This is a genomic window from Vibrio sp. 10N.261.54.E10 (assembly GCF_002877735.2).
Lineage (GTDB): Bacteria > Pseudomonadota > Gammaproteobacteria > Enterobacterales > Vibrionaceae > Vibrio > Vibrio crassostreae_C.
Genome location: NZ_MCXE02000003.1, coordinates 430557 through 455117 on the forward strand (window position 1 = coordinate 430557; position 24561 = coordinate 455117).

The 24561-nt window shown below is 45.8% G+C and carries 19 protein-coding genes and 1 riboswitch; of the genes, 11 read left to right on the plus strand and 8 right to left on the minus strand.

The window, feature by feature from the left end; genetic code table 11:
• Positions 1 to 170: 170 nt before the first annotated feature.
• From dnaA to BCU07_RS20940, 5 genes are all read left to right on the plus strand, one after another.
• A complete protein-coding gene (gene dnaA, locus BCU07_RS20920) occupies positions 171 to 1592 on the plus strand; it encodes a chromosomal replication initiator protein DnaA (RefSeq protein ID WP_017058808.1) in 1422 nt (473 codons plus the stop codon).
• A gap of 81 nt (positions 1593 to 1673) precedes the next feature.
• Complete coding sequence (dnaN, locus tag BCU07_RS20925) at positions 1674 to 2774, plus strand: DNA polymerase III subunit beta (RefSeq protein ID WP_017058809.1); 1101 nt, start codon at positions 1674 to 1676, stop codon at positions 2772 to 2774.
• A 53-nt stretch (positions 2775 to 2827) separates the two neighbouring features.
• Positions 2828 to 3907: a DNA replication/repair protein RecF gene (recF, locus tag BCU07_RS20930; protein WP_017058810.1), complete on the plus strand. Its 1080-nt coding sequence runs from the start codon at positions 2828 to 2830 to the stop codon at positions 3905 to 3907.
• 17 nt (positions 3908 to 3924) lie between these two features.
• The gene (gene gyrB / locus BCU07_RS20935; protein ID WP_017058811.1) at positions 3925 to 6342 is read left to right on the plus strand and encodes a DNA topoisomerase (ATP-hydrolyzing) subunit B; all 2418 of its coding nucleotides are present in this window, start codon (positions 3925 to 3927) and stop codon (positions 6340 to 6342) included.
• 504 nt (positions 6343 to 6846) lie between these two features.
• On the plus strand, positions 6847 to 7281 hold the full coding sequence (locus BCU07_RS20940; RefSeq protein WP_009848140.1) for an Hsp20 family protein: 435 nt from the start codon (positions 6847 to 6849) through the stop codon (positions 7279 to 7281).
• Between the two features lie 274 nt (positions 7282 to 7555).
• On the opposite strand, the gene BCU07_RS20945 is transcribed toward BCU07_RS20940, so the two are convergent.
• The 4 genes from BCU07_RS20945 to glyQ all read right to left on the minus strand — a co-directional run bounded on the left by BCU07_RS20945 (position 7556) and on the right by glyQ (position 14340).
• The gene (locus BCU07_RS20945) at positions 7556 to 8809 is read right to left on the minus strand and encodes a valine--pyruvate transaminase (protein ID WP_102429009.1); all 1254 of its coding nucleotides are present in this window, start codon (positions 8807 to 8809) and stop codon (positions 7556 to 7558) included.
• A 254-nt stretch (positions 8810 to 9063) separates the two neighbouring features.
• Entirely contained in the window at positions 9064 to 11151 is a 2088-nt protein-coding gene (locus BCU07_RS20950; protein WP_102429008.1) for an alpha-amylase, read from the minus strand.
• Between the two features lie 202 nt (positions 11152 to 11353).
• Positions 11354 to 13420, minus strand: coding sequence for a glycine--tRNA ligase subunit beta (gene glyS, locus BCU07_RS20955; RefSeq protein WP_017058814.1), 2067 nt, complete (start codon positions 13418 to 13420; stop codon positions 11354 to 11356).
• Between the two features lie 2 nt (positions 13421 to 13422).
• On the minus strand, positions 13423 to 14340 hold the full coding sequence (glyQ, locus tag BCU07_RS20960; RefSeq protein ID WP_017058815.1) for a glycine--tRNA ligase subunit alpha: 918 nt from the start codon (positions 14338 to 14340) through the stop codon (positions 13423 to 13425).
• A 210-nt stretch (positions 14341 to 14550) separates the two neighbouring features.
• A riboswitch (yybP-ykoY riboswitch) is annotated at positions 14551 to 14726 on the plus strand.
• A gap of 34 nt (positions 14727 to 14760) precedes the next feature.
• Between glyQ and BCU07_RS20965 the strand changes: the two genes are divergently transcribed.
• Together BCU07_RS20965 and BCU07_RS20970 are read left to right on the plus strand one after the other, a co-directional pair.
• Positions 14761 to 15315: a TMEM165/GDT1 family protein gene (locus BCU07_RS20965; RefSeq protein ID WP_017058817.1), complete on the plus strand. Its 555-nt coding sequence runs from the start codon at positions 14761 to 14763 to the stop codon at positions 15313 to 15315.
• A 151-nt stretch (positions 15316 to 15466) separates the two neighbouring features.
• The gene (locus BCU07_RS20970; protein ID WP_017058818.1) at positions 15467 to 15721 is read left to right on the plus strand and encodes a hypothetical protein; all 255 of its coding nucleotides are present in this window, start codon (positions 15467 to 15469) and stop codon (positions 15719 to 15721) included.
• 83 nt (positions 15722 to 15804) lie between these two features.
• On the opposite strand, the gene tusA is transcribed toward BCU07_RS20970, so the two are convergent.
• Positions 15805 to 16056, minus strand: a complete 252-nt coding sequence (gene tusA, locus BCU07_RS20975; RefSeq protein ID WP_004736675.1) for a sulfurtransferase TusA — start codon at positions 16054 to 16056, stop codon at positions 15805 to 15807.
• A gap of 149 nt (positions 16057 to 16205) precedes the next feature.
• On the opposite strand from tusA, the gene BCU07_RS20980 reads away from it, so the two are divergent.
• On the plus strand, positions 16206 to 16391 hold the full coding sequence (locus BCU07_RS20980) for a hypothetical protein (protein ID WP_004736674.1): 186 nt from the start codon (positions 16206 to 16208) through the stop codon (positions 16389 to 16391).
• A 156-nt stretch (positions 16392 to 16547) separates the two neighbouring features.
• Entirely contained in the window at positions 16548 to 17489 is a 942-nt protein-coding gene (locus tag BCU07_RS20985; protein ID WP_004736673.1) for a LysR family transcriptional regulator, read from the plus strand.
• Between the two features lie 135 nt (positions 17490 to 17624).
• On the opposite strand, the gene BCU07_RS20990 is transcribed toward BCU07_RS20985, so the two are convergent.
• From BCU07_RS20990 to fadB, 3 genes are all read right to left on the minus strand, one after another.
• Positions 17625 to 18605, minus strand: a complete 981-nt coding sequence (locus BCU07_RS20990; RefSeq protein ID WP_017058820.1) for an MDR family oxidoreductase — start codon at positions 18603 to 18605, stop codon at positions 17625 to 17627.
• Positions 18606 to 18847: 242 nt separating this feature from the next.
• Positions 18848 to 20011, minus strand: a complete 1164-nt coding sequence (gene fadA, locus BCU07_RS20995) for an acetyl-CoA C-acyltransferase FadA (RefSeq protein WP_102429007.1) — start codon at positions 20009 to 20011, stop codon at positions 18848 to 18850.
• 26 nt (positions 20012 to 20037) lie between these two features.
• On the minus strand, positions 20038 to 22209 hold the full coding sequence (fadB, locus tag BCU07_RS21000; protein ID WP_102429006.1) for a fatty acid oxidation complex subunit alpha FadB: 2172 nt from the start codon (positions 22207 to 22209) through the stop codon (positions 20038 to 20040).
• A 227-nt stretch (positions 22210 to 22436) separates the two neighbouring features.
• On the opposite strand from fadB, the gene BCU07_RS21005 reads away from it, so the two are divergent.
• Together BCU07_RS21005 and BCU07_RS21010 are read left to right on the plus strand one after the other, a co-directional pair.
• Positions 22437 to 23060, plus strand: coding sequence for a YigZ family protein (locus BCU07_RS21005; RefSeq protein ID WP_004736669.1), 624 nt, complete (start codon positions 22437 to 22439; stop codon positions 23058 to 23060).
• Positions 23061 to 23094: 34 nt separating this feature from the next.
• Positions 23095 to 24552 (plus strand): TrkH family potassium uptake protein, encoded by a 1458-nt coding sequence (locus tag BCU07_RS21010; protein WP_008223210.1) that lies wholly within the window; start codon positions 23095 to 23097, stop codon positions 24550 to 24552.
• The last annotated feature ends 9 nt before the right edge of the window (positions 24553 to 24561 follow it).

Below are 24561 nucleotides of genomic sequence, written 5' to 3' on the forward strand. Positions count from 1 at the left end.
TGTGTGAGTAAATTAGGGGCAAGATGTGTGGATCCACCGATAAATTACAAATTTATTGTGAATAACTTGGATCTTATTCACTGGATCTGTGATCAATTGCTGGTGATCTGACTTATCAACAGGTAAAATTAGCGGTCATTTCATATTACTTTAAATAGAGTGAGGGCACCGTGTCATCTTCGCTTTGGTTGCAGTGTTTGCAACAGCTTCAAGAAGAGTTACCAGCTACAGAATTCAGTATGTGGGTTCGTCCGTTACAAGCGGAACTCAATGACAATACTCTAACTCTATTTGCACCGAACCGTTTCGTACTCGATTGGGTTCGTGATAAGTATCTAAATAGCATTAACCGTCTGCTGCAAGAATATTGCGGTAACGATATCCCACATCTTCATTTTGAAGTGGGAAGCAAGCGTGTGATTGCACCAAAGCCTGCGACACCGACACCAACTCAGACTCGCACTGCAGCTGATGTGGCCGCTGAGTCATCAGCACCTGCGCAATTACAAGCTCGCAAACCTGTCCATAATATCTGGCGTGATGAAGAGCCTGTCGCGGTTGACTTGAATCACCGCTCAAACGTGAACCCAAAACATAAGTTCAATAACTTTGTTGAAGGTAAGTCGAACCAACTCGGTTTGGCTGCGGCACGTCAGGTTTCTGATAACCCAGGTACAGCCTACAACCCGTTGTTCCTATACGGCGGCACTGGTTTAGGTAAAACGCACTTGTTGCATGCGGTGGGTAACGCCATTGTTGATAATAAGCCGAATGCGAAAGTGGTTTACATGCACTCAGAGCGTTTTGTTCAGGATATGGTAAAGGCTCTGCAAAACAACGCGATCGAAGAATTTAAGCGCTACTACCGTAGTGTTGATGCATTGCTTATCGATGACATCCAATTCTTTGCTAATAAAGAGCGTTCTCAAGAAGAGTTCTTCCATACCTTTAACGCGCTGCTTGAAGGCAATCAACAGATCATCCTAACGTCTGACCGTTATCCAAAAGAGATCAACGGGGTAGAAGATCGTCTTAAATCTCGTTTCGGCTGGGGTTTGACGGTAGCGATTGAGCCACCAGAGCTTGAGACACGTGTTGCGATCTTGATGAAGAAAGCCGAAGACCACCAAATTCACCTTGCGGATGAAGTGGCGTTCTTTATTGCCAAGCGTCTACGCTCTAACGTTCGTGAACTGGAAGGCGCATTGAACCGTGTTATTGCGAATGCAAACTTCACTGGCCGCCCGATCACGATCGACTTCGTGCGTGAAGCACTGCGTGACCTACTTGCACTGCAAGAAAAACTGGTCACTATTGATAACATTCAAAAGACAGTAGCCGAGTACTACAAAATCAAAGTCGCCGATCTATTGTCTAAGCGTCGTTCTCGTTCTGTTGCTCGTCCACGTCAATTGGCGATGGCACTGGCGAAAGAGCTAACAAACCACAGCTTGCCTGAGATTGGCGATGCATTCGGTGGTCGTGACCACACGACGGTACTGCATGCTTGTCGTAAGATTGCTCAGCTGCGTGAAGAGAGCCACGACATTAAAGAAGATTATTCGAACTTGATTCGTACCCTTTCTTCTTAATACACAGTATTCTTAACCTTAATAAGCAGAATCTTGGCCACGTACTATTACGCAGTGCCATTTAGACCGTAAGAGCAAGATATGAAATTTACCATTGAACGTAGTCACCTGATTAAGCCATTACAACAAGTATCTGGCGCACTCGGTGGCAGGCCAACGCTTCCAATTCTAGGAAACCTACTGATTAAAGTAGAAGATAACGTGTTGTCGATGACAGCGACGGATCTAGAAGTTGAACTGATCAGCCGTGTAACGCTTGAAGGTGATTTCGAAGCGGGTAGCATTACCGTACCTTCACGTAAATTCCTAGATATCTGCCGTGGATTGCCAGATAACTCAGTGATCACGGTGGTATTGGATGGTGACCGTATTCAGGTTCGCTCTGGTCGTAGCCGCTTCTCTTTAGCAACATTACCTGCGGCAGATTTTCCAAATATTGAAGACTGGAGCAGTGAAGTTGAAGTGTCAGTGACACAAGCTGAACTTCGCGGTCTTATCGAGAAAACACAATTCTCAATGGCGAACCAAGATGTTCGTTACTACCTCAACGGTATGTTGTTTGAGATTGAAGGCTCTATCCTGCGCAGCGTAGCGACCGATGGTCACCGTATGGCAGTATCTCAAGCACAACTGGGTGCGGATTTTGCTCAGAAGCAGATCATTGTTCCTCGTAAAGGTGTTCAAGAGTTAGTGAAGCTATTGGATGCACCTGAACAGCCAGTAACACTGCAAATTGGTAACTCTAACGTGCGAGCTGAAGTGAACAACTATGTCTTCACTTCTAAGCTGGTTGATGGTCGTTTCCCTGATTATCGCCGCGTAATGCCGCAAAATACCACCAAGACACTTGAAGCTGGCTGTGATGAATTACGTTCAGCATTTTCTCGTGCTGCGATTCTATCGAATGAAAAATTCCGTGGTGTTCGCGTTAACCTTGCGGATAGCGAGATGCGCATTACCGCGAACAACCCAGAGCAAGAAGAAGCAGAAGAAGTACTCGATGTTAACTTCGACGGTGACGCGCTAGAGATTGGCTTCAACGTAAGCTACGTATTGGATGTTCTGAACACACTGCGTTGTGAACAGGTTCGCATCTCAATGTCAGACGCCAATGCGAGTGCTCTTATCGAGAACGCACAAGATGACAGCGCGATGTACGTTGTTATGCCAATTCGCTTATAAGCAGCCCTATGTTGACCTACCGAGTCGTGATTGAAGATTAATATGAAGACGTTATGCCTTTATCGCGCTTAATCGTTAAGCAGTTTAGAAATATTGAAGCCTGTGACATTCAACCGTCATCAGGCTTTAACTTTCTTATAGGGGCTAACGGAAGCGGCAAAACCAGTGTCCTTGAAGCTGTGTATCTGCTCGGACATGGTCGCTCATTCAAGAGTTCACTTACCGGTCGTATCATACAAAACGAGTGTAGTGAGCTGTTTGTACATGGCCGTTTTATGACCTCGGATCAATTTGAGCTGCCAATTGGCATTAATAAGCAGCGCGATGGCACGACAGAGGTTAAAATAAGCGGTCAAACTGGGCAAAAGTTGGCTCAGTTAGCTCAAGTCTTACCTTTGCAGTTGATTCACCCTGAAGGGTTTGATTTACTAACCGATGGACCTAAGCATCGCCGAGCATTCATTGATTGGGGAGTCTTCCACAGTGAGTCGGGCTTTTATGATGCGTGGGGCAGGGTAAAGCGCCTCAATAAGCAGCGAAACGCCTTATTGAAAACGGCAACGCACTATCGAGAGCTGAGCTATTGGGACCAAGAATTGGCCCGTTTAGCAGAAAGCATCAGTCAGTGGCGTGCCACCTACGTTGATCAGCTCAAAGAAGTCGCCGAAGAAATCTGTGCGACCTTCCTTCCTGAGTTTGAGATAAAGATTAACTACTATCGTGGCTGGGACAAAGACACCCCGTACGCCGATATATTAGAAAAGAATTTTGAAAGGGATCAGCAGCTTGGTTACACCTTTAGTGGGCCAAACAAAGCGGATCTGAAGATAAAAGTGAACGGCACTCCAGTGGAAGATGTCTTGTCACGAGGTCAATTGAAGTTGATGGTGTGCGCGCTACGAGTAGCACAAGGGCAACACCTCACTCAAATGACAGGTAAGCAGTGCATCTATTTGATAGATGACTTCGCTTCCGAATTAGATAGCCAACGCCGAGCACGTCTTGCTGAGTGTTTAAAGGCGACCCAGGCTCAAGTTTTTGTAAGCTCTATTACCGCTGATCAGATTGCAGATATGCATGACGAAAATAGCAGGATGTTTCATGTGGAACATGGCAAAATAGAGCAAGGATAATTAGTCAGAGAGTAACTATGTCAGATAATTACGATTCATCGAGTATTAAAGTACTGAAGGGTCTGGATGCGGTACGTAAGCGTCCTGGAATGTACATTGGCGACACGGATGATGGTACCGGTCTGCACCACATGGTTTTTGAGGTGGTAGATAACTCTATTGATGAAGCGCTAGCTGGTCACTGTAATGACATCATTGTAACTATCCATGAAGATAGTTCTGTGTCTGTGAGCGATGACGGCCGTGGTATTCCAACAGAATTGCACCCAGAAGAAAACGTATCTGCAGCCGAAGTAATCATGACGGTTCTTCACGCTGGTGGTAAGTTCGATGATAACTCGTACAAGGTATCTGGTGGTCTGCACGGTGTTGGTGTTTCAGTAGTTAACGCACTTTCTAAGCAAGTTACTCTTACTATCCACCGCGGTGGCAAAATCCACACTCAAACCTACAGCCACGGTGAGCCTCAAGCGCCACTAGCGGTTATCGGTGACACGGATAAAACAGGTACAGAGATTCGTTTCTGGCCGAGTGAAGAAACCTTCACTAACATCGAGTTCCATTACGACATTTTAGCTAAGCGTCTACGTGAGCTATCATTCTTGAACTCAGGTGTATCAATTAAGCTAATTGACGAGCGCGAAGAAGACAAAATGGATCACTTCGAATACGAAGGCGGTATCCAAGCGTTTGTTGAACACCTTAATACTAACAAAACGCCAATCATCCAAAAAATCTTCCACTTTAACTCTGAGCGCGAAGACGGTATTACCGTTGAAGTTGCGATGCAGTGGAATGACGGCTACCAAGAAAACATCTACTGTTTCACCAACAACATCCCTCAACGCGATGGTGGTGCTCACTTAGCAGGTTTCCGTGCGGCGCTAACGCGTACTCTGAACAGCTTCATGGACAAGGAAGGCTTCTCTAAGAAAGCGAAGACTGCGACCTCTGGTGATGATGCTCGTGAAGGTCTGACGGCGATTGTTTCTGTTAAAGTGCCTGATCCTAAGTTCTCAAGCCAAACTAAAGATAAGCTGGTTTCTTCAGAAGTGAAGTCTGCCGTTGAATCTACAATGGGTGAGAAGTTGTCTGAGTTCCTTATTGAGAACCCAGGTGAAGCGAAAACAGTTTGTTCTAAAATTATTGATGCAGCACGTGCTCGTGATGCAGCGCGTAAAGCTCGTGAAATGACTCGTCGTAAAGGCGCATTAGATTTAGCGGGTCTTCCTGGTAAGCTTGCTGACTGTCAGGAAAAAGATCCTGCACTGTCTGAACTATATATTGTGGAAGGAGACTCTGCTGGCGGTTCAGCTAAGCAGGGGCGTAACCGTAAGAACCAAGCAATCCTACCGCTGAAAGGTAAAATCCTTAACGTAGAGAAAGCACGTTTCGATAAAATGCTGTCTTCTCAAGAAGTAGCAACGCTAATCACCGCTCTTGGTTGTGGTATTGGTCGTGACGAATACAACCCAGATAAACTGCGTTACCACAACATCATCATCATGACCGATGCCGATGTCGATGGTTCTCACATCCGTACCCTGCTACTGACGTTCTTCTACCGTCAAATGCCAGAGTTGATTGAACGTGGCTACATCTACATTGCTCAACCGCCACTTTACAAAGTGAAGAAAGGTAAGCAAGAGCAGTACATTAAAGATGAAGATGCGATGAACCAGTATCAAGTATCTTTGGCTTTAGACAACGCAGAACTGCACGTAAACCCTGAAGCGCCAGCATTTGCAGGTGAAGGTTTAGAGAAGCTTGTTCAGCAATACAATGCAGGCATCAAGCTTGTTGATCGTATGAGCCGCCGTTACCCACGCGCATTGGTTCACGAACTGATTTACGTTCCTCGTCTAACGGCCGAGCAGTGTCATGATGACGCGGCAGTTGAAGCTTGGGGTAAGCAGCTTGTTGAACAGCTAAACGCGAAAGAAGTAGGTGCAAGCCAATACAGCCTTGAAGTTGAAAAACACGAAGAGCTAGGCTTAAGCGTTCCTAAGATTGTGGTTCGTACTCATGGTGTGACTCATGAACACCTACTAAGCATCGATCTTATTAACTCTAAAGAGTTTGGTAAGCTAGCGGATCTTTCTGAAGCTCTTGATGGCTTGATTGAAGAAGGCGCTTACATTAAGCGTGGTGAGCGTACTCAAGAAGTTTCTAGCTTCGTTGATGCTCTGAACTGGTTAGTGAAAGAGTCTCGTCGTGGTCTAAGCCTACAGCGATACAAAGGTCTAGGTGAGATGAACCCTGATCAACTTTGGGAAACCACGATGGATCCTGAAACTCGCCGTATGATGCAAGTAACAATTGAAGACGCTGTTGGTGCTGATTTGTTGTTTACGACGCTAATGGGTGACCAAGTTGAACCTCGTCGTAACTTCATCGAAGAGAATGCACTGAAAGTAGCAAACCTAGACGTTTAGTCTCTTTGATACTTCGCTCTTTGGCTTAATTTCTGTGTCAGAGGTGCTCACATACATTCGTATGCTCCGCGCCTCTTCCTTGAACTAAAGCCAAATAGCTTCGTCTCAAAAAACTAAAATCATAAAAAAGCACTATCCTTTGGATAGTGCTTTTTTATATTTGTAAGATATTGAAAAATATTGAGTTGCAAAAATAATTGAAAATAACCCCTTGAAACTATTTTGCTCAATCCATATATCTATTTGTGAAGAGGATGACTGTCTTGCTCTACAAGAGAAGAAACAGAACCTTCATTACCGCTAACGAAGTATCGCTCAATAGAGGATAACTTTGGCAGCACACAACTTAAAAATTGATTCATTGCCATGTCCCAGCGTTGTCGCCAATAGAGGTGAAACCCGAGGAATGCGAATTGAATCTCTTAGCTGTTTACTGGGTCACACACAGGTTAGATCCAAGTAAAATTCGCAGCTAAGACTATTGCTTACTAAAAGGATAGCATTATGAGAACTGTAGATTTCACTCCACTTTACCGCAACGCAATCGGCTTCGATCGTCTATTCAACATGATGGAAGCGAATACATCGAAGAACTCTTCTGGCGGTTACCCTCCATACAACATCGAGCAAAAAGACGAGAACAACTACCGTATTACTATGGCAGTCGCTGGTTTTGCTGATGACCAATTAGATCTGACTCAGAAAGAGAACATGCTAATTGTGAAAGGTGAGCGTAAAGCAGAAGCAGAGAAAACCTTCGTATACCAAGGTATCGCAGAGCGCGATTTCGAGCGTAAATTCCAACTGGCTGACTACGTAAAAGTGGTAGGTGCAAGCATGGAAAATGGTCTTCTTCACATCGACCTCGAACGCGAAATCCCAGAAGCGATGCAACCACGTAAGATTGCTATCAATGGTAATAGTCTACTAGAAGGCTAATACCCGTCATATTTGAAGCTACAGCGTTGTTGACGTCGTAAATTCCCCGGATCGCCGGCCGCCCAAATCACATAGGTTCCCTATGCTCATAGGGCTGAATTGCTTGTGTTTTGTGAAACGAATGGTCGCCTAGCTGAACCCCCAATTATTTAGGGTATTCAAGTGACAAAAATTATCGGAAAGTAGAAGTGAAAGAGCACCTCATGAGGTGCTCTTTTTTGTTTGTCCTATCACCGTCATTCCATAGAGGGAGGAACGACCGAGTAGGGAATCTCTATTTACTTTCGCTGTAAGCCTTTTTCACTTCTTCAGCAATGATAGCAATGCCTTTCTGCATCGCCTCATCATCTTGTACGTAGTTCATGCGTAAGCACTGGTGAGCATGATCCCACTCGTCTTCTTGGCCGATAAAGAAGTATTCACCCGGAACAATCAATACGCCGCGAGCTTTAAGGCGGTCGTACAGTTCCATTGTGGTGATCGGCAGCTCATCAAACCATAGCCATAAGAAGATAGCGCCTTCAGGCTTGTGAATACGGAAGCGAGGGTCGTCGATAGCGTCTTGTAACAGTTCAACTGCACGTAGTGACTTATCTTTATAGAAAGGTTTGATTACCTCGCTACTTAAGCGCAGTAAATCGCCTTTTTCAATCATGTGATTGGCAATTGCAGGGCCAACACTGTTTGGCGCTAAGCTAATGATGCCATTCATGTTGGTCAATGCTTGTGTTACTTCTTCACTCGCAATTACGATACCGCAACGCACACCCGGCAAACCAAGCTTAGAAAGGCTCATGCACAGAATCGTATTTTCATTCCAGAGCGGTTCGACATCTTCAAAGATGATGTTAGGAAACGGCAGGCCGTAAGCATTGTCGATCAGCAGTGGGATGTTGTTTTCACGCGCCAGTTTATCCAGTTTACGCACTTCTTCGTCGGTCAGTACGTTACCCGTTGGGTTGGTTGGACGAGATGCACAGATAGCCGCGACTGAGTCATCAACCTTTAGTTGTTCAAAATCAACGTGGTATTTAAACTGACGGTTTTCTAGCAGTTCGATCTCTGGGTGGTAAGAGATAAAAATATCGTCATCAATACCCGCGTCGCCGTAGCCGATGTATTCCGGTGCGATCGGCAGTAGGATTTTCTTATGTGAGCCGTCAGGATGTTGGCCTGCTAGCAGGTTGAATAGGTAGAAGAAGCCACTTTGACTGCCATTAGTCAGGCTGATGTTCTTCTCGCTGATGTCCCAACCGTAGGTCTCTTTCAGCATTGCCGCTAACGATTTGATGAAGCTGTCTTTACCCTGCGGACCATCGTAGTTGGCGAGGGCGGCGATGAGTTCTCCACTGGCGAGCATGTCGGCACTGGCTTGGTTAAAGTAATCGAGCATGGCAGGGATAGCGGCTGGGTTGCCACCACCGAGCATGATAGCGCCAGGAGTGCGCAGGCCATCATTCAAATCATCCATTAAACGAGTGATTCCAGAGTATCGATTAAACTTTTCGCCAAACTTAGAGAACTGCATTACTAATTTTACCTAATTCATTGTGATTGCTTGTTACGTGTCATTAAGGCAGACCTTATGTCTGCCATCAGTGTATTCCTTGAACATACCGCAATGTTTTTGCGACGCATAGCGCCAAATGCTCTAACACGTAAAAAACTTCTATAAAGTTTGGTTAATGAGTGACAGCTTGTTTATTGAACGTACCTTTAGCGATAAAAAAAGGAGAAGCCTAAGCTTCCCCTTTAGTTTCTGGTGTTTATGTTAATGAAGGTTTAGTTCGAACCGGTATAAACGACTAATACCTTGTCATCTTGGTATTGGCGTTCGAACGCATAGTAGCCCTTGCTGTTACGGATGATGTGCTTACCCTGAGCAACGGCTGGGTGGCGTTGGCGGAATTGGCCAAGCGCTTGCCAGTGTTCTAGCAGCTCTGCACGTTCGCCAGTGATTTGATCCCAAGGCATATCTGAGCGTGTGCCTTGCATTGGATCAGAACCCGTTGGGCCAAAGTCTCGGGCGATTTCATCGCCGTAATAGATCTGTACCGCACCGGGAGCCAGCATCAACGCGTTTGCAGCTTTGGTTTGTTTTGCAAAGTCACTGCCATGTTGTGTCCAGAATAGCGAGGTGTCGTGAGACGAAAGGTAACTCAGTACGTTGAACTCGCTGTCGTTGTTGATCTTCTCTGCGTATCGAAGGTAATCAGCATCAAGATCGGATAGGCACTTGAGCGCCTTTGGTGCGATATCACTCTGGAATTCAAAGTTGATGATCGAATCAAATCCGTTAGCGAAGTAATCTGATTTGACCACGCTGTGTGCCCATACTTCGCCAGTCATCCAGAAGGGTAAGTCATCCAAGGCCTTGTCTGGGTTGTTCTGTTTCCACTCGGCAAGTGCCTGGTTGGTGCTCTCTTTCAGTTCTGCCCATGCTTCGAGTTCAACGTGTTTAGCGGTATCGACCCTGAAACCATCGACACCATATTCGCGCACCCAATCCGATAACCAAGTGATTAAATGGTTACGAGGTGTTTTGAGTTCATCGGTCGCGCTGGTGGACTTATTGCGATAGAAATTAGGCAGCCCGATTGTCTCTGTCGACTCTGTTTTGAAATCGGGCAGATGCGCCAAAGACATGGTGAGGTTATTGTAGCCCGGAGAGTCATAGGCGCCGATATCGCTGCGTAGCCAAGCTTTGCCCCACCACTTTTCCCACGCTTCTTTGTCGCTGTAAGAGATGTAGTTGTTGAAGTAGTGCCAGTTCTGACCTTTGGCAGGTTGCCAATCTGTCCAGTTTTCGCCAAGTGTTTGTTTGGCTTCTTCGTCAGTTAGGTTGAGCTTACCAAAATCAAACTCTTGCATGTCGGCAAGCGTCGCATAGCCGGTGTGGTTCATTACCACATCCCAAACAACACGAATGCCTTTGCTATGCGCGGTATCGATGAAGGTTTTTAGCTCGTCTTCGGTGCCCATGTTGTCATCGAGCTTGGTCCAATCTTGATGGTAGTAGCCGTGGTAGCCATAATGCTTGAAATCACCGCGATCACCACCGCCAACCCAACCGTGGATCTGTTCTAACGGAGAGGTAATCCAGATAGCATTGGCACCGAGCGATTCTATATAGTCGAGTTTTTCGGTTAAGCCTGCCAAGTCACCACCGTGGAAGGTGCCGATTTCATCTTGTCCATCTTGGCTGCGACCATAGCTGTTGTCGTTATCAGGATTACCATTATGGAAACGGTCGGTCATGACGAAGTAAACAGTGGCGTTGTCCCAACTAAAATCGGCCTTGGTTTCTGGTTCTACTTTCTCTAGTAGCAGAACACCTTGGCTGTTTTCTGCTGGCTGCATGGTGACGCTGCCATTGGTAACTGTGACTTGTTTGCCTGAAAGAGCGTCTCTTACCAAGGTGCCATCATCAAAGGTTTGAGTAACATCGATGGTGGTTGGTTGGTCACTGGGTACAGGACAGGCAAAGCTTTGAACTTGTTGCTGCTTCGGCTTTATCTGAACCGTGAGTTCATTGGTCTGAGGGTTGAGCGTAAACTGGTAGGTGTTAGCACGAAAGACCTTTATATCTATTTCAGAATTCTCGGCGCAGTCGTCTAGGCGAAGGGGTTTATTGAATTTGATGCGACTTTCTTCAGCCAAAGCATAGTTAGTACCACAGGTATTTTGAGTATCGCTGATAGAGAAGGTATAGCTACCTTTGGCGAGTTCCTGTTCTGCAATTACGGTACCTTTACCTGATGATTCAAATACGACAGTGTCGTTATCAATTGTCAGTAATAGGATATTGTCACTGGTTTGGCTGCATGCGCTGAGTGCGAGCATTGAAAGCGCGAGTACTGTTTTTTTCATTGTTCCCTTCCCCTGAATAAACAGGTTATTTATAGCAAACAATGCCCTCTACAGTCTGAGTGCTGTTTCATTCAGTTAATCAATAATACCTCTACAAACAAATGCTTGGTTCACAAAAACAAAAAGGGAAGCTTTCGCTTCCCTTTGGGTGTTTACCGTTAATTACTCAGAGTATGACTTAGAGTAATTGTCTCACTTGTGCTTATTTTTGCAGTAGAGAGATGTCAGCAATCTGTAGGAACAGGTTACGTAGGTTGTTCAGTAGCGTTAGACGGTTCTTCTTAAGCGCTTCGTCATCAGCCATAACCATTACGTTATCGAAGAATGCATCAACTGGTTCACGTAGATCAGCAAGCTTGCTTAGGGCTTCTTGGTAGTTACCTGTTGCGAATGCTGGTTCTAGTGCTTCCGTCATTACTTCAACGTTTTCAGCCAGTGCTTTCTCTGCGTCTTCTTGAAGAAGCGTTAGGTCGATTTCAGCTGGTAGCTCGCCATCGAATTTCGCAAGGATATTACCTACACGCTTGTTCGCTGCTGCTAGTGCTTCTGCTGCTTCCAGTTCACGGAAGTGAGAAACCGCTTTAACACGTTGGTCAAAGTCAGCAGGCTTAGTTGGACGACGTGCTAGTACCGCTTGGATGATATCAACGCTGAAACCAGCATCTTGGTACCATGCGCGGAAACGACCTAGCATGAAGTCGATAACGTCAGCTTCTACGTTTTTGTTAGTCAGCTTGTCGCCTAGTAGCTCTTTCGCTTTGCCGATCAGATCGGTTAGGTCTAGGTTGTAGCCGTTTTCAACGATGATACGTAGCACACCTAGAGACGCACGACGAAGTGCAAATGGGTCAGAACCTTTTGGTGCTTGGCCAATACCGAAGATACCTACGATAGTGTCTAGCTTGTCTGCCATTGCTACTGCTGAAGAGATACCAGTGCTTGGTAGATCGTCACCCGCGAAACGAGGCATGTATTGCTCGTAAAGTGCCAGTGCAACTTGCTCGTCTTCACCGTCGTGAGTCGCGTAGTGCATGCCCATCACACCTTGAGTATCCGTAAATTCGAATACCATAGAGGTCATTAGGTCACACTTAGCCAGTAGGCCAGCACGCTTAGACTTTTCAACGTCAGCATCGATTTGCTCAGCAATGTAGCCTGCAAGCTCTGTGATGCGGTCTGTTTTGTCTTTGATAGTACCCAATTGCTTCTGGAAGATAGCCTGGTCTAGTTCAGCAAGACGGTCGATAAGCGGGCGCTTACGGTCTGTGTTGAAGAAGAATTCAGCATCAGCAAGACGTGGGCGTACCACTTTCTCGTTACCTTCGATAACGTGACGAGGCTCTTTAGACTCGATGTTCGATACGAAGATGAAGTTCGGTAGTAGCTTCTTGTTGTCATCGTAAACAGGGAAGTACTTTTGGTCACCCTTCATGGTGTAAACCAAAGCTTCAGAAGGGACTTTTAGGAATTCTTCTTCAAACTTCGCTGTCAGTACTACTGGCCATTCAACCAGAGACGTTACTTCTTCAACAAGGTCATCTTCTAGGTCAGCTGTACCGCCAACCGCAGCTGCCGCTTTTTGCGAATCAGCAAGGATGATCGCTTTACGCGCTTCGTAATCTGCCATTACTTTACCGCGCTCTTCTAGGATCGCAGGGTATTGGTCAGCAGAGTCGATTGTGAACTCTTGTTCGCCCATGAAACGGTGGCCACGGATAGTACGAGCAGATGCTACGCCTAGGATTTCGCCTTCAACAAGCTCATCACCTAGTAGTACTGTCAGTGTTTTTACTGGACGGATAAATTGAATGTCTGAGTTACCCCAGCGCATTGCTTTAGGAATTGGTAGGCCAGCCAGTGCTTTCGCAGCAATGTCCATCACCAATTCTTGAACTGGTTTGCCAGCTACTTCTTGTTTGAAAAGAAGCCACTCGCCTTTGTCTGTTTTCAGACGGTCAGCTTGCTCAACAGTAATACCGTTACCACGAGCCCAACCTTGTGCCGCTTTGGTCGCGTTGCCTTCAGCATCGAATGCCACAGAAACAGCAGGGCCACGTTTCTCAACCACTTTGTCTGCTTGGCCTTCAGCCAGTGCAGTTACTTTAAGTGCTAGACGACGAGGTGCTGCGTACCACTTGATGCCTTCGTGAGAAAGCTCAGCCGTTTTAAGACCTGCTTCAAAGTTAGAAGCAAACGCTTCTGCTAGAGAACGAAGTGCTGTTGGTGGAAGCTCTTCCGTACCCAGTTCAATTAGAAAATTCTTCGCCATGATTATTTACCTTCCTTCTTACACATTGGGAAGCCAAGCGCTTCACGTGACGCGTAGTACGCTTCAGCAACTGATTTAGTCAGGTTGCGGATACGAAGGATGTAACGTTGACGCTCTGTTACAGAGATAGCTTTGCGCGCATCAAGGATGTTGAATGCGTGACCTGCTTTTAGAATGCGCTCGTAAGCTGGAAGCGGCAGTGGCTTCTCAAGCTCAAGTAGCTCTTTACACTCTTTCTCGCACTGGTCGAAGAAAGTGAATAGGAAATCTACGTCTGCGTGCTCGAAGTTGTACGTCGATTGCTCAACTTCGTTTTGGTGGAAGATGTCACCGTAAGTCACGTTAGAACCGTCTGGTGCTACGTTCCATACTAGGTCGTAAACAGAATCTACTTCCTGGATGTACATTGCTAGACGCTCGATACCGTAAGTGATCTCGCCAGTTACTGGCTTACACTCAAGGCCGCCAACCTGTTGGAAGTAAGTAAACTGAGTTACTTCCATGCCGTTTAGCCATACTTCCCAACCAAGGCCCCATGCGCCTAGTGTTGGGTTTTCCCAGTTATCTTCAACGAAGCGAATGTCGTGAACAAGTGGGTCAACACCAAGAACCTCTAGGGAGCCTAGGTACAACTCTTGGATATTGTCTGGCGATGGTTTTAGCGCTACTTGGAATTGGTAGTAGTGCTGCAGACGGTTCGGGTTTTCACCGTAACGGCCATCGGTCGGACGACGAGAAGGTTGAACGTAAGCTGTAGACATTGGCTCTGGGCCAAGTGCTCGTAGACATGTCATTGGGTGAGAGGTGCCTGCACCTACTTCCATATCTAGAGGTTGAACAATGGTACAACCGTTTTGAGCCCAGTAATCCTGCAGCGCGAGGATCATTCCCTGGAAGGTTTTGATATCGTATTTTTGCATAGTCAGGTTCGCGCGATTCTTTTAAATGAATGAGAAAAATAACCTCTGAGTATACCGAGATATTCGTAAAGCGAGTAGGGGTAATCTTGTTTAATTAGTGGTCTAAAATGTCGTTTAGTGGATTTTTTTGCCTTTAATGTTTGTTTTTCGGCACAAGTGGATATTTTGATAAGTTTGACACTTGTGTTTGAAAGCGTGGGTGATTAAAATCTCGCGGTCTTTGGGGAGTAGCTTACTTATTCATATCCTATTGAATGAGTTCGTTCGTCAACATAATTGATGCAAAATCATCATGGCGTTCGAGGCAACCACCACCTTGGTGGCGCTTAGCAAGACCTTAGACAAGCATCGTGAACCGGGATGGGGCGCGAGGTTTGTCTTTGGTTAAATATAATAATCTCCATCCCAAATGAGCATGTCGTGAGCGTTTTAGCAATTTCAATTACAACTGTCGCCTTAGCCGAGATCGGTGATAAGACCCAGTTGCTATCCCTTTTATTAGCCAGTCGATATCGAAAACCGATACCTATCATTGCGGCTATCTTCTTTGCCACCATTGCCAATCATGCCCTTGCTGCATGGCTCGGGGTTGTGGTCGCCGACTATCTTTCACCTGAAGTATTAAAGTGGGTGCTGGTGGTTAGTTTCATCGCTATGGCGGGCTGGATTCTGATTCCGGATAAGTTGGATGACGATGAGCAGATATCAAACCGAGGCCCGTTTGTCGCCAGTTTCATCGCCTTCTTCATTGCTGAGATCGGCGATAAAACCCAAATTGCGACCTCTATCCTAGGGGCTCAATATGCGGATGCATTAGCGTGGGTGATTCTGGGTACAACCATTGGTATGTTGCTGGCAAATGTGCCTGTGGTGATCATCGGTAAGCTGTCTGCTGATAAGATGCCTCTTGATCTGATTCGTAAGATCACAGCCTTGCTATTCGTGGGTTTAGCTATCGCTGCTGCTTTCTATTAACAGGTGGTATTGAGTCTTATTATACTCAATCAGTAGAGTAATGTGTTGTAGGTCATACTCTTACAGTATTGTGGGGTTTATCGAGCGAATGGACATATAACTGTCATACTTGTCATGATATTTTAATCTTGTGAGTTAAGAACACGAGGGCATGATTATGTTGACGCGTTATATGGGTATTACTCCACAAAGCCAAAGTTATCTATTTACTTTTGGTCTTGCACTTACACTGTTAGGCATGGTGTTGACGGACATGTGGCTGCCAATGGTCGCGGGTGCCATCATCATGACTGCACTTGCGGTAGAGGCTTGGATTCGGGTCGCGCATATTATTCCGATGCGCAAAGATATCCGAGAAATTCAGCATCAGCTGGAGCATCTGCAAAACAAATCTAGAAGCGAATAAACAAAAAGCCGCTCGTACTCTGAGTTCTGTTTAAGAACATAAGGTACGAGCGGCTTTTTTGATACTTGATAGTCGGTGGGGCGTTACGCCTCCAATCCCTTTCTGATCAAATACTGGTAAGGCAACGTTTCTGTTGCTTGGCCTACCAACTGGTGATCCATGAATCGACAAAAGCTCGGAATATCTCGAGTTGTCGAAGGATCGTCAGCTTTTACCAGTAACACATCGCCATCCTGCATGTTTCTAATTGTCTTCCTGACCATCATTACTGGTTCCGGGCAACGCAGGCCTTCAGCTTCTAAAGTATGGGTTGCCAGTTCAGGTTTGAATGTCATGGTTTGTATCTCTATATCTATCTAACGAGTGAATAATACGTCTGCAGAAAAAATATGCAATAAGTGCTTGGCAAACAGAATCATTTCCTATAACTTAGTTAACAAGTTGATAACAACTTGAAGCAAAGGCAACTAGCTAAGGAGTGGCGATGTTGACAGGATTAGATAGATTAACAATTTATTCGGTTCTCTGTTTTATTTCTTTTTGTGCGTTAGTACTACGCTCATCGACAGAGACCTCACTGATGCCTATTTTTGGCATAGTAGCAACGATTATTGGTATTTGGGTAGAGATGCGCCGTTGGCAAGGCATAGCCGAAGAGCAAGAGCACTAACCCGAATACAGCAAGCGAATTCCGATACGACAACATTCCGACACTATCCCCCAATTTTCTTGGGCTTCCCCGCGTAATTGCGGGATTTTTTTTATCTAAAGCATGCTATAAACAACTTAGTGACTAATGGCAATCGTATACAGCTAGGTAAGTGGCGTGGAATTAGAAGACATCTATCGTAGAGACCTTAATTTATTGGTCGCTTTAAAGGTATTGATTGAAGAGGGCAGCGTAAGCCAGGCCGCGCTTCGTCTTAACTTAAGCCAATCCGCAACCAGTCGAGTATTAGGGCGTTTAAGAGAATTACTAAACGATCCGTTGTTTACACGTCAAGGTCAGCACCTTATTCCTACCAAGAAAGCACTCGAGATCAGTCAGCGTATTGATCAGCCTTTGGAGTCTTTTCGCCAATTGCTGAGTCCGAGTGACTTTGACCCTTACTATTGCAGCGAACGTTTTCTGATCGCTACCACCGATTATGCGATGCAAACCATCTTGCCTTATGCGTTGCCTAAGATTTATGAACAAGCACCCAATATCTCTTTGGAGTTTGCTCCGTTGCAGCATGAGCATTTGTTTAAACAGCTCAGCACCGAACGCGTTGATATGGCGATCTGTCGTCCGAGTGGCAGCATTGCACCACTTCATCAAGAAGTCTTGGGGCCGGTTGGTGTGTCGTGTCTGTTATCTAAAAACCATCCATTAGCCGATCAACCTTTAAGCCTTGAAGACTATGTTTCACTCCCACATGCGATGATTGCGATCAGTGATGGTGTTAAGGCTTTATTAGACAACGCGTTAGCCAATCAACAGCCTCGTAAAATGGTGTTGCGTGCTTATCACCTTGAAGCGGCATTGGCGATTGTCGATAGAATGCCGTTGGTGATTACTGTGCCTGCTGATTTGGCTTATTTGGTAGCAGAGCGTTATGACTTGGTTGTTAAGCCATTACCATTTGAATTTATGCCGTTTGATTACTCACTGATCTGGCACTCGCGTTGCGATTCTTCTGCTTCACAACAATGGTTAAGAAGAGTGGTAAAAGAAGAGTGTGGTGAGTTGATTCAAAAACGGATTGCGGATGTCGGTTTGGGTTAACCGGATCTGAGTCTGAGTTCACTTGACCCGAATGACAAAAACGCAAAAGGGCTGATAAAAATCAGCCCTTTGTTGTTTTGGGTTATCCAAGCCTAAAGCTGTTGCTTAAGGTTTGATAACTTTATGTTTGAGAGCCTATAGTTTAATGACTACGCGACCAGTGATTTGACCGTTAGTGATGTCTTCTGCTGCTTGAATTGCACCGTCTAAAGACACTTCTTTGGTTGCTTGAGCGTAGAAAGATTCTGGTAGTAGCTCAGCCAGTTGTTCCCACGCTTTAATACGTTTTTCACGAGGGCACATTACAGAATCAACACCTTGTAGGCGAACGTTACGCAGAATGAATGGCATTACCGTGGTTGGTAAGTCAAAACCGCCTGCTAGACCACACATCGCAACCGCACCGTTGTAATCAATTTGCGCCAATACTTTCGCAAGCACTTTGCTGCCTACCGTATCGATAGCGCCAGCCCACAGTTGTTTTTCTAGTGGCTTAGCTGGTTCTTCTAGTTCAGCACGCTCTACAATACGTGTCGCGCCTAGTGATTTAAGTAGTTCACCGTTTACAGAAGCACGGCCAGTCACTGCTGCCACTTTGTAGCCCAGTTGGTTTAGTAGAGTGATAGATACGCTACCTACACCGCCACTTGCGCCGGTAACTAGGATTTCACCGTCTTCAGGCTTGATGCCAGCATCGACAATAGCTTGAACACAAAGCATTGCTGTGAAGCCTGCTGTACCAATCGCCATTACTTTCTTAGCGTCTAGACCTTTAGGCATCGGCACTAACCAGTCACCGTTTAGGCTTGCTTTCTCAGCCATGCCGCCCCAGTGACCTTCACCAACACCCCAACCAGTTAGAACCACTTCGTCGCCTGCTTTGTAGCGAGGGTCATCAGATTGTGAAACCACACCAGAAAGGTCGATACCAGGAACCATAGGGAAGTTGCGAACAATGCGCCCTTTACCTGTAATCGCCAAACCATCTTTGTAGTTCAAAGAAGAGTAGCTAACATCAATCTTCACGTTACCTTCTGGTAATTGAGATTCTTCAATTTGAGAAACTGACGCGATAGTTTTTTTGTCTTCTTGGTTTAGTACAAGTGCTTTAAACATGATCTGCTCCGTGGAGGAATATTAGGAAACTGAAGTAACTTTAGTTGAATCATCCGAGAAAAAATAATGAAACATCAACATTGAATATATGCGTTTTGTGCATAGATGTCAGGGTTGGTTTTTCTCTCGTTGAGTTCGCTGAACACAATCGATGCATTGTTGGATGCCAAGCAATAAAAAGTGCAGCTATATAAATATAGCTGCACAAAAGATTACCCTTCAAATATTACAGTCAGTAAACGCTATGGGCGTTCAAATACCGTTGCAATACCTTGGCCTAAACCAATACACATAGTCGCCAAGCCGTATTTCACGTCTTGTGCTTCCATCAGGTTGATTAGCGTCGTCGAGATACGAGAACCAGAACAGCCTAGTGGGTGACCCAGAGCAATCGCACCGCCGTTAAGGTTTACTTTCTCGTCAACAACATCCAGTAGACCTAAGTCTTTAGCACAAGGTAGAGATTGAGCAGCAAACGCTTCGTTTAACTCAATCACACCCATGTCTTCAATGGTTAGTCCTGCACGTTTAAGTGCTTTTTGGGTTGCTGGTACTGGGCCGTAACCCATGATTGAAGGATCGCAGCCAGCGATAGCCATAGACTTCACGCGAGCGCGAATCTTAAGGCCAAGTGCGTTAGCTTTCTCTTCGCTCATGATAAGCATTGCAGAAGCACCATCAGACAGAGCTGATGAAGTACCTGCTGTTACTGTGCCGTTTGCTGGGTCAAATACCGGACGCAGCTGGGATAAGCCTTCAACTGTTGTCTCTGGGCGAATGACTTCGTCGTAATCCAGAGTGAACAGAGAACCGTCTGCAGCGTGAGCTTCGGTTGGCAGGATTTCATTTTTGAAACGACCTTCAACCGTAGCTGCTTGAGCGCGAGCATGTGAGCGTGCTGCGAATGCATCTTGGTCTTCACGGCTAATACCGTGCATTTTGCCTAACATCTCAGCGGTTAGCCCCATCATGCCGGCCGCTTTTGCTACGTGTTTTGACATGCCTGGGTGAAAATCAACACCATGGTTCATTGGTACGTGGCCCATGTGCTCCACACCACCAATCAGGCAGATTTCAGCATCACCAACCATGATAGAGCGAGTTGCATCATGCAAAGCTTGCATAGATGAACCACATAAACGGTTGACTGTTACAGCACCAATCTTAATCGGTAGACCAGCAAGCAAAGCAGCGTTACGTGCAACGTTGAAGCCTTGCTCTAGCGTTTGTTGTACACAACCCCAGTAAATGTCTTCAATCTCGACAGGGTTTACTTCTGGGTTGCGCTCTAAAATGCCTTTCATCAAATGTGCAGATAGATCTTCAGCACGAGTGTGACGGAAAGCTCCACCTTTGGAACGTCCCATTGGGGTACGAAGGCAATCAACAACAACTACATTTTTCATTTTGCTATTCCTTTTCCAAATGTGGGTTACAGAGAACTGGCTTGTTGACCGTCGTAAAAGCTTTCGCCCTTCGCTGCCATATCAAGCAATAGTTGAGGAACTTGGTACATTGCACCTAAGTCTTGGTAGCTCTTCGCCATTTCAACGAAGTTACCAATACCCACACTGTCTAAGTAGCGGAATACGCCGCCTCTGAATGGAGGGAAGCCTAAACCGTAAACCAGTGCCATATCCGCTTCTTGCGGTGTCGCGATGATGCCTTCTTCTAAACAAAGCACCACTTCGTTGATCATAGGAATCATCACACGTTGGATAATGGTCTGGTCATCAAAGTCTTGTGGCTGTTGGCATACGTCAGCCAAGATAGGAAGAATGTCTTCAGAGAAGGTCTTCTTAGGACGACCACGTTTGTCTACGCTGTACGTGTAGAAACCGCTGCCGTTCTTCTGGCCGTATTTTTCAGCGACATAAAGCGCGTCAATCGCATCACGCTCTTCTTTACCCATACGCTCAGGGAAACCTTGCGCCATTACTGCTTGGGCATGGTGTGCTGTGTCTAAACCAACAACATCTAATAGGTACGCAGGGCCCATTGGCCAACCGAACTTGCGCTCCATGACTTTATCGATCTTAGTGAAGTCAGCACCGTCGCGTAGCAACATGCTGAAACCGCCAAAGTAAGGGAAAAGTACACGGTTTACGAAGAAGCCAGGGCAGTCATTAACAACGATAGGGGATTTGCCCATTTTCGCTGCGTAAGCGACTACGCGATTAATGGTTTCTTCTGAAGTATGCTCGCCACGGATGATCTCAACCAAAGGCATGCGGTGTACTGGGTTAAAGAAGTGCATGCCACAGAAGTTTTCAGGGCGCTTTAAAGATTTCGCTAACAGGTTGATTGGAATCGTTGAGGTGTTTGATGTAAGAACCGTGTCTTCACCAACCAAACCTTCCACTTCGCTCAAAACTGCCGCTTTTACTTTAGGGTTTTCTACAACCGCTTCCACAATCACATCCGATTGCTCAACACCTGCATAATGTAGACTTGGAGTAATAGAAGACAGAATACCTGCCATCTTGAACCCATCTAGGCGACCGCGTGATAAGCGTTTATTCAACAGCTTAGAAGCTTCGTTCATACCAAGATCAAGAGACGCTTGTGCGATGTCTTTCATCATCACTGGCACGCCTTTCAATGCTGACTGGTAAGCAATACCGCCGCCCATGATGCCAGCGCCAAGTACTGCTGCGCGTTCAGTTGCTTTATTCGCAGACTTACCAGCTTGTTTTGCTAAGCCTTTAATGTATTGATCATTCAAGAATAAACCGACAAGTGCTTTTGCTTCTTCAGATTTTGCTAGCTTAACGAAGTGTTTGCGTTCGATGTCTAACGCCGCATCACGATCGCTGCACGCTGCTTCTTCAATTGCAATCACAGAAGTAATCGGAGCTGGGTAGTGAGGACCTGCTTTTTGAGCAACTAAGCCTTTCGCCATGGTAAAGCTCATCATCGCTTCGAGTTTGCTTAGTGAAAGCGCTGATGTTTTTTGTTTGCGACGTAGCTGCCAATCAAGTTTCTCATTGGCTGCCAAAGAAACAGTGTTGATCGCTGATTCTAGTAGTTGGTCTGTTTCAACAATCGCATCTAACAAGCCAACTTTAAGCGCTTCATCTGCACGGCATGCTTTGCCTTGAGTGATAATTTCCATCGCGCTGTCAGCACCGATAACACGAGGTAGGCGCACACAACCACCAAAACCAGGCATGATGCCAAGTTTGGTTTCTGGTAGACCTATGCTGGTGGTCTTGTCACCGATACGGAAATCGGTAGCGAGTACACATTCACAGCCGCCGCCAAGGGCATGGCCACGCATCATTGAAAGAGTTGGGACAGGAAGGTCTTCGAGCTTGCTGAAGATTGAATTAGCGAATCTTAACCATTCATCAAGTTCTGCTTCTGGCTTAGCAAATAGGCCAAGAAATTCAGTGATGTCTGCGCCCACAATGAACGCGTCTTTGTTTGAAGTTAAGATTAAACCACGTAATCCTGCGTGAGCATTAAGAGCATCTAACGCTTTATCTAGTGATTCTAAAGTTGCAAGGTCGAGTTTGTTTACAGATGCCGGTGCACAGAAGCTTAATTCCGCAATACCATCTTGTAATTCCTTTACCTGTAGGGTGTTAGCTTGGTAAATCATTGTCTATCTCCATGACATACAATCCACGATTGTTTGAGAGAATCTTGTTATCTTTCTATTATTGTAGAGCACCTGGTAAGACCAGTTATTCTAGTCTGTACCTCTGCTTGATTAATTTCAATACATTTTTTAAACAATTGTTTAACATTGTGCGACAGCACAGATCCTCTAACCCTTATTATTCACGCGTGATACACTTCGCCGCTCTTAATAATTAAGTTAACGATATGAATGAACAGCCCTATTTAATACCGTCAGCGTCGGCTTTATTTGAAGAAGAGATAAAAAAGAGCGTTTTTATTACTCATCTTGCTCATACTCCAAGTGTAGAAGCTGCTAAGCAGTTCGTTGAACAGGTAAAAAAAGAGCATTCTTCAGCGCGACATAACTGTTGGGGCTTTGCTGCAGGGCGACCTGAAGACTCGATGAAGTGGGGCTTTAGTGATGATGGCGAACCCTCGGGTACTGCTGGAAAGCCTATCTTGGCGCAACTGTCTGGTTCAGGTGTTGGCGAGTTAACGGCTGTAGTCACTCGCTATTCAGGCGGAATCAAGCTCGGTACTGGTGGTTTAGTTAAGGCTTATGGTGGTGGAGTACAACAAGCTCTCAAGCTGCTTCAAACTATCGAGAAAAAAATAACCACAAAATTACGGCTAGAGTTAGACTATGGCTTTGTGCCGATTGCACAATCCATCATGGCTCAGCATCAGGCTGTTGAAGTCCAAGCGGATTATGGTGTTCAAGTTGAGCTTATTATTGAAATAGAGCTCCTTCAGGTAGATTCGTTTACCCAAACCATGATCAATAAAAGCGGTGCTAAGGCACTGGTAACGAAAGTCAAAGACAACTAGGAAGTGTGAAGCATTTCGCTTCGTTCAATAGCTCATGCAATTTCGCTCAATTATTCGAATCGTCGGATTATTATTAGCACTTTTTAGTGTATCAATGCTCGCACCTGCGCTCGTCGCTCTGATCTATCGAGATGGTGCGGGTGTGCCATTTGTGACGACCTTCTTCGTTCTCTTATTCTGTGGAGCAACTTGCTGGTTTCCAAACCGACGTTATAAGCATGAATTGAAAGCGCGTGATGGCTTTTTGATTGTTGTTCTGTTTTGGACGGTAATCGGTAGTGCGGGTGCGCTGCCGTTTTTGATCGCCGATAACCCCAATGTGTCGGTAACCGATGCTTTCTTCGAATCCTTCTCTGCATTAACTACGACAGGTGCGACCGTAATTGTCGGCCTCGATGATCTGCCTAAGGCGATTCTTTTTTATCGTCAGTTCCTACAATGGTTTGGTGGTATGGGTATCATCGTATTAGCGGTAGCTATCCTCCCTGTTCTGGGTATCGGTGGTATGCAGTTATATCGTGCTGAAATCCCGGGTCCAGTAAAAGATAGCAAGATGACTCCGCGTATTGCTGAAACGGCAAAAGCGCTTTGGTACATCTACCTGAGCTTAACCATTGCTTGTGCAGTGGCGTTTTGGCTTGCTGGGATGAGCTTCTTTGATGCCATCAGTCATAGCTTCTCTACTATTGCGATTGGTGGCTTCTCGACTCACGATGCGAGCATGGGGTATTTCAATAGCCCTGCGATCAACATGATTACAGTTGTGTTCCTTCTTATATCCGCATGTAACTATTCGCTTCACTTTGCTGCATTTGCTTCAGGTGGTGTGCATCCTAAGTATTATTGGAAAGATCCTGAGTTCCGCGCCTTTATCTTTATTCAGGCAGTACTGTTCTTGGTTTGTTTCTTATTACTGCTCAATCATCACTCTTATGATTCGTACTACGATGCTTTCGACCAAGCCTTGTTCCAAACCGTGTCTATCTCTACGACCGCGGGTTTTACAACGACGGGTTTCTCAGAGTGGCCATTGTTCTTACCCGTACTGCTTTTGTTCTCTTCTTTTATAGGGGGATGTGCAGGTTCTACGGGTGGTGGTATGAAAGTGATTCGAATCTTACTACTTACTCTGCAAGGTGCTCGTGAAATGAAGCGTCTTGTTCACCCACGGGCTGTCTATACCATCAAGGTTGGCGGTTCTGCACTACCACAACGTGTTGTAGATGCGGTCTGGGGCTTCTTCTCTGCATACGCATTAGTGTTTGTGGTTTGTATGCTGGCTCTTATTGCAACTGGTATGGACGAGTTGAGTGCTTTCTCTGCGGTAGCGGCGACATTAAATAACCTTGGCCCGGGCCTTGGTGAAGTCGCGGTGCACTTTGGCGATGTGAACGACAAAGCAAAATGGGTACTTATCGTATCTATGCTGTTTGGCCGATTAGAAATCTTCACCTTATTAATCTTATTGACCCCTACGTTTTGGCGTAGCTAAGGACAACAT